Source organism: Clostridium thailandense (genome assembly GCF_019207025.1).
GTDB lineage: Bacteria > Bacillota > Clostridia > Clostridiales > Clostridiaceae > Clostridium_AM > Clostridium_AM thailandense.
The window spans coordinates 1-6,503 of the sequence record NZ_JAEEGC010000216.1; the positions used below are offsets into that span (position 1 = coordinate 1).

4 protein-coding genes are annotated in these 6,503 nt (G+C 30.0%); all 4 read right to left on the reverse strand.

Going from position 1 to position 6,503, the window contains the following annotated elements; genetic code table 11:
• Positions 1 to 2,092, reverse strand: a 2,092-nt coding sequence (locus I6U48_RS28635; RefSeq protein WP_218323925.1) for a HAMP domain-containing protein, incomplete at its 3' end; no start/stop codon positions are given.
• 148 nt (positions 2,093 to 2,240) lie between these two features.
• Positions 2,241 to 3,326, reverse strand: coding sequence for a sensor domain-containing diguanylate cyclase (locus I6U48_RS28640; RefSeq protein ID WP_218323926.1), 1,086 nt, complete (start codon positions 3,324 to 3,326; stop codon positions 2,241 to 2,243).
• Positions 3,327 to 3,549: 223 nt separating this feature from the next.
• Positions 3,550 to 5,823, reverse strand: coding sequence for a heavy metal translocating P-type ATPase (locus tag I6U48_RS28645; protein WP_218323927.1), 2,274 nt, complete (start codon positions 5,821 to 5,823; stop codon positions 3,550 to 3,552).
• Between the two features lie 26 nt (positions 5,824 to 5,849).
• Positions 5,850 to 6,221, reverse strand: coding sequence for an ArsR/SmtB family transcription factor (locus tag I6U48_RS28650; RefSeq protein ID WP_218323928.1), 372 nt, complete (start codon positions 6,219 to 6,221; stop codon positions 5,850 to 5,852).
• Between the last annotated feature and the right edge of the window lie 282 nt (positions 6,222 to 6,503).

Genomic DNA, 6,503 nt, shown 5'->3' on the forward strand with positions numbered 1-6,503 from the left:
TTGTTTGTGCTGATATTTGTGTTATAGATGAAGATAATTCTTCTATCGAACTAGCTTGTTCTGTAGATCCTTGTGACAGTGCTTGACTTCCATCAGATACTTGCTTCGATCCCGCTGCAACTTGATATGCCGAATTACTTATGTCATTTAATATATCATTAAATGAACTAATTGTAAGATTAAGATTATCTTTAATTTTAGAATATTCACCTTTATAATCTCCAGTCATCGCTACTGTCAAATCACCTTTAGCCATTTTTTGAAGCACATCAGATGCTTCTTGTATTGGTCCCACTACTGCATCCATTGTACTGTTCATACCTTCAATAATCTCTTTATATCCACCTTCAAATTTGTCCGTATTTCCCCTAGAACTAAGATCTCCTTTGGTTGCTAAACTTGCAAGTGTTCTTGCTTCTGTGATTAAATCTCTTATTGCAGTCATAGCAACCACAATGGAAGGAAGAATTCTATCATTTTCTGATCTTTTTCCAATCTTTTTATACTCCTCTAATCCACTTATATCTCCTTGGGATAGATCTACAAAAATCTTCTGGACACTCACAAGCCTTACATGAACATCATTTATTGACTCTGCAAAGTTTTTAAGCATTCCATTATATTTTCCTGTCATTTTTTCAGTTAAATCATTTACAGACATTTTATACAAAACTTCACTAGCTTCTTTCATCGGAGCATTAAGTACATCTATAAGTTTATTTACCTGTTCGATTATGGTTTTGTTATTTCCTTTAAACTTTGATGTATCTCCTCGTACATCTAGCTTTCCTTCAATTGCATTTTCAGTTAACATTCTAACTTCATTAAATAAGTTTTGATTTGTTTCCAGCATTCTTATTAGTGCTGGCAACAACTGATCATTTTCACATCTCTTTTTAAGATCTCTAAATTCATTCAATAAACTGATATCACCATCAGCAGCACCATTAAATGCTCTTTGTATAGATAACAGCCTTTTATGCAAATCATTAATTGAATTAGCATAAGCATTAAATTCACCTTTATAGTTATCCTTCATATTTAGAGAAAAATCATTAAGTGCAAATTTTTCCAAAACCTTCTTAGAATCATTTATAGGATTAGTGAATGCATCTATAGTATCATTCATACCTTCAACAATTTCTCTATATCCACCTTCGAATTCATCTGCATTTCCTCTAGCACTTAAATCACCATTTACAGCAGAACTAGCTAGGCTTCTCACCTCATTAGTTAATCTTTGTATTGTTCCCATCATTTTTATAGCAGCAGGCATCATTTTATCATTTTCTGACCTTCTTCCAATTCTCTTATACATTTCTAAATCAGTTATATCTCCCTTTGCCATATCGACAAAAATTTTCTGAATATTTACAAGTCTTGCATGAAGATTATTTATTGACTCTGCAAAGTCTTTAATCACACCATTATACTTTCCCTTCATCTGGGTATTTAAATCATTTATTGACATTTTATATAGCACCTGATTTGCTTCATCAAAAGGTTCGATTACGATATCAAGGGTCTTATTAATACCTTCAACTATTTTACGATATTCTCCATTATGTCTAGATACATCAGCTCTTGTTGTTAATTTTCCTTCAGCTGCAGCTTCCACCAATATAGTGGTATCTGCCACTAAAGATTTAATATTGTTTATAACAAGAGTAAGATTCTTGCTTAAGATGTCATTTTCAGATTTGGCATTTAATTCTATACCAAGGTCACCACTTGCAATTTTTTTAACCGCTTCTGATTGCTCTTTTATGGTTACTGCAATTGCATCAAAAGCCTTCACTAATTTACCTATTTCATCTTTTGAATGATATTCAATGTCAATATTTATATCTCCCACCGACAACTTATTTGCTGCCTCACTTAGTTTTCTTACAAAGTCATTAATAATTTCAACTAAAAACCTTCCAAAAACTAAAGCTATAATTGCACTAGCTATTACTGCTATACTGACAAACAGAAATGATTTTTTTATCTGTACAGCCGCAATAAATCCCATACTAGTTGAAACTATAGCCACCATTATAAAACTTAGCATAACTTTGACACTTAATTTCATATTGTGGAATAAATTCACAATAAATCCCTCCTATACTTTTATTTCATTAATTGTAAGGTTAGTGTTTACTAACCTAATTATATAAATAATTCAGAATATTTGTCAATTTATATTATTTCAAAAAATAAAAAAGGATAAATCTTAATAATTCATCCTTTTAAAAAAGTCATTTTATAATTCCAGCGACAACCTTGTTTTTGCCGGTTCGCTTAGCCTCATATAATCTTGTATCTGCTATATTAAGCATTTTTTCTAACTTATCTGAATCTGCCGAATAAAAACTAATACCAAAACTAGCTGTAATACTAGTCCTATAAAGCCCTAAATTTACTACATTTTCACTTATTTTTTTTCTAATACCATCAATTTTTTTATAAACTTCTGTCATATTCTCTCCATCATATAGAAAAATCACTAGTTCTTCTCCTCCATACCTAGCAATTATTCCACTACTGCTAATGTCGTTCGTTATAACTTTTGTAGTCTTCTTTAATACTTCATCTCCAAATTGATGTCCAAATGTATCATTTACCTTTTTAAAATCATCAAGGTCAACCATAACAATGGAATAGCTATGTAAAGGGTTATCTCTAATTATTCGCTGAACCTTTTCTAAAAAATATCTTCTGTTATATATATCAAGCAAAGAATCTATTTCCGATGATTTTATTAACTTTTTATACAAAAAAGAATTTTCAAGTACGACTGCAATTTGATTTGCTATAGAAGACAAAAAATTCACATGTTCTCTATTAAAAAAATTATATAGCGACTGTTCAAGTATAATATATCCTAAAAGCTTATCAGCTAACGATATAGGGACACCTATAATTGAGTGTATATCTAAATCATTTATATTTTCTTCATATATAGGAGTTTGAGAATTTAGTACAAATGCCTCACTCTTATTTAACTTAATTAACTCTCCTTTTTTTAAAAAATTTGAATTTTGAGTAATATTAGTTACCTTTACACAAAGACAATCATCTTCCATCAAATACATTGTTGAATAAGTTACCCCTAATATGCCCAGCATCATATCATTAATTATTTGAATAAGATTAGGGTCACTCAAATGCATATTTATGTATCTGCTTATTTCTACTATGCTAGATAAAGCCCCTAATGTCCTTTCCAGTTCTATGTTTTTTTCAGATATACTTTGTATAGTTCTTTCTGCAGTATTTTGATAACTCTCATACTCTTTTTTTAACATTAAGTATTTATCACAATTACAATCTAATTCCTTCACAATCTATCCCCCAAAATCAGTTATTCTGATATAAGCACCAAATTTAAAATATAAAAATTGACTAAAGTAAATAGTATTAACACTTTAATATTCTACTACTTGGTTGTTAGTTATAAATCACTATTTATAACTATAATATGTTATTTTGACATAGCTTTCAATACTTATATTTTTAAATGCACTAAGCTTTAGATAACATAGTAGCAATCCAAAACTTAGTGTCCTATATTTTTTCTATTTTCATAGCTCTCATAGCATTTAATACTGCTATTAAAGCAACTCCTACATCACCAAATACAGCCTCCCACATAGTAGCCATTCCAAAAGCCCCTAATGTTAAAATTACTATCTTAACTACTAATGCAAATATTATATTCTCCTTAACTATAATTTTAGTTCTTTTAGCTATTTTTATTGCAGAAACTATTTTCGAAGGTTCGTCTGTCATAATAACTATATCAGCAGCCTCAATCGCTGCATCTGAACCTATTCCCCCCATAGCTATTCCTATGTCTGCTCTTGCAAGTACAGGTGCATCATTAATCCCGTCTCCAACAAATATCAATTTGCCTTTTGGTGACTTTTGTTTATCAAAAACCTCAATCTTTTCTACCTTTTGATCTGGAAGAAGCTCCGAATATATCTCCCCTAAACCTAATTTCTTTCCTACTTCTATAGCTACCGGCTTACTATCACCCGTAAGCATTATAGTTTTGGTAATTCCAACTAGCTTTAATGACTTTATAGCTTGGATTGCATCTTCCTTAATCTCATCTGAAATAACAATGTAACCTATATATTGTTTATTCATTACTACATAGATTATTGTTCCAACAGCTTCTATTTTATCGTAAGCAATATTTTGTTTTATCATCATCTTGCTGTTACCAACTATTATTTCTTTATCTTTTAATTTTACTTTAACTCCTTGTCCAAGTATCTCTTTATAATTTTTTATTTCACTTTTATTTATTGGTTTATCATATGCCTTTAAAATAGATATTGCAATGGGATGGTTAGAATAACTTTCTGCCAAAGCAGCATATTGCAATAGTTCTTTCTTGGTTATATTATTTTTAGGTTTTATATCAGTAACTTTAAATACACCTTTAGTCAAAGTTCCCGTCTTATCAAATACCACTATTTCAGCTTTAGTCAAAGCCTCAAGATAATTTCCACCTTTAACTAAAATCCCACTTCTAGAAGCTCCTCCTATTCCTCCGAAAAAGCTTAACGGTATGGATATTACCAAAGCACAAGGACAAGATACAACTAGAAATACTAATGCTCTGTATATCCACTCCGAAAAACTTGTTCCATTTAAAATGAGTGGGGGTATAGATGCTATCATTGCTGCTGATATAACTACAACTGGAGTATAATACCTTGCAAACTTTGTTATAAAATTTTCTGTTTGAGCTTTTCTATTACCTGCGCTTTCAACTAGATTTAATATTTTTGCTACAGTAGATTCTCCATAACTCTTGGTTACTTTAATGGTTAAAAGACTATTTTTGTTTACAAATCCACTTAACACTCTATCTCCAGCACTAACCTCTCTTGGCAAAGATTCTCCAGTTAAAGCTGAGGTATCCATCATTGAATATCCATCAACTATTCTACCATCTAGCGGAACTCTCTCTCCTGGCTTAACAATTATAATATCTCCTATTTTTACTTCTTCTGGAGATACTTTCTTAACATATAGACCTATTTTTAAGTTTGCAAAATCAGGTCTTATATTCATTAATTCTGAAATTGATTTTCTTGAACGATTGACTGCAATATTCTGAAAAAACTCCCCTACTTGATAAAACAGCATAACTGCTACTGCTTCTGGATACTGTCTAATAGCAAAAGCTCCTGTAGTTGCAATAGCCATTAAGAAGTTCTCGTCAAATACTTGTCCTTTGGCAATATTTTTTAATGCTCTTATAATAACTTCCCCACCTACAAATACATAGCTAATAAAATATAATATAGTACTAATTGGTTCTGAAAAATTAAATGCACATGCTATTCCAAAAATTGAAGCTCCTAACCCAAGTCTTATTAAGTCATTTTTATTTAACTCTTCAGAATCAACATGATTATGCTCATACTGGTTTTCAGCTAAAATACTCTTACTCTTTTCTTTTAACTTAACATGCGATTCAATGCTAATTATAATGTCTTTTATAGAATCTATAAGCTCTCTTTCTCTGCTTTCCGCTTCAATTTCCATATATAATGTTCTACTAACAAAATTTATAGATGCATTGCTAACACCTTTAAGTTCTCTAATTTTTTTCTCCATTTTATTGGAACAATTTGCACACCCTAATCCCTCTAATATAAATTCCTTTTTAATTTTACGTTTTTCCTTAAATATATCTCTTTCTTCTACGATGTTTATTTTACTCCCCTTTTTTTGCTTGTTACCTATTCTAACTTTATATGATTTAGTTATTCCAGCACTACTTTTTGGTAATTTCAGCTTTTTAGCTTTAGTTACCATGTAAAATCCCCCCCATGCAAAAATATCTAGGTTAATTTCTCATTTATATGTATTAATCCTTGATCAAATATTCTCTTTACATGTTCATCATCCAAAGAATAATATACTACCTTACCTTCCTTTCTAAACTTAACTAGCCTTGCTTGCTTTAATACCCTTAATTGATGAGATATTGCCGATTGAGTCATTCCTAGCAGCGCTGCCATATCACATACACACATTTCTGCTTGAAATAAAGCACATAATATTTTTATCCTAGTAGTATCTCCGAATACCTTAAATAGCTCTGCTAAATCATAGAGTGTTTCCTCTGCTGGAATGCACTCTTTAACCTTTCCTACCAATTCTTCATGTATTATTGTACAATTACAACTTTCAATAACATTTTTTGGTTCCAATATATTCACCTTCTTCACTTATTTTAAAACTAAAAAATTATATAAGCTTTACTTTACTATATGCATATATATGAATATTCGTTCACACGTTCATTGTATGATTTAAATTATTTTCAGTCAATAGCTTATATATTTATTTTAACCTAATATTTCCAAATTTTAAAATATAATTTTTTAAATTATCATTTAGTAAAAATAACAAAAAATTTAATATATAATGTACCTATTGAATTTAAAGAATTATTTGTATTAAAAAATCAGATAAACATTAAAGATACAGAT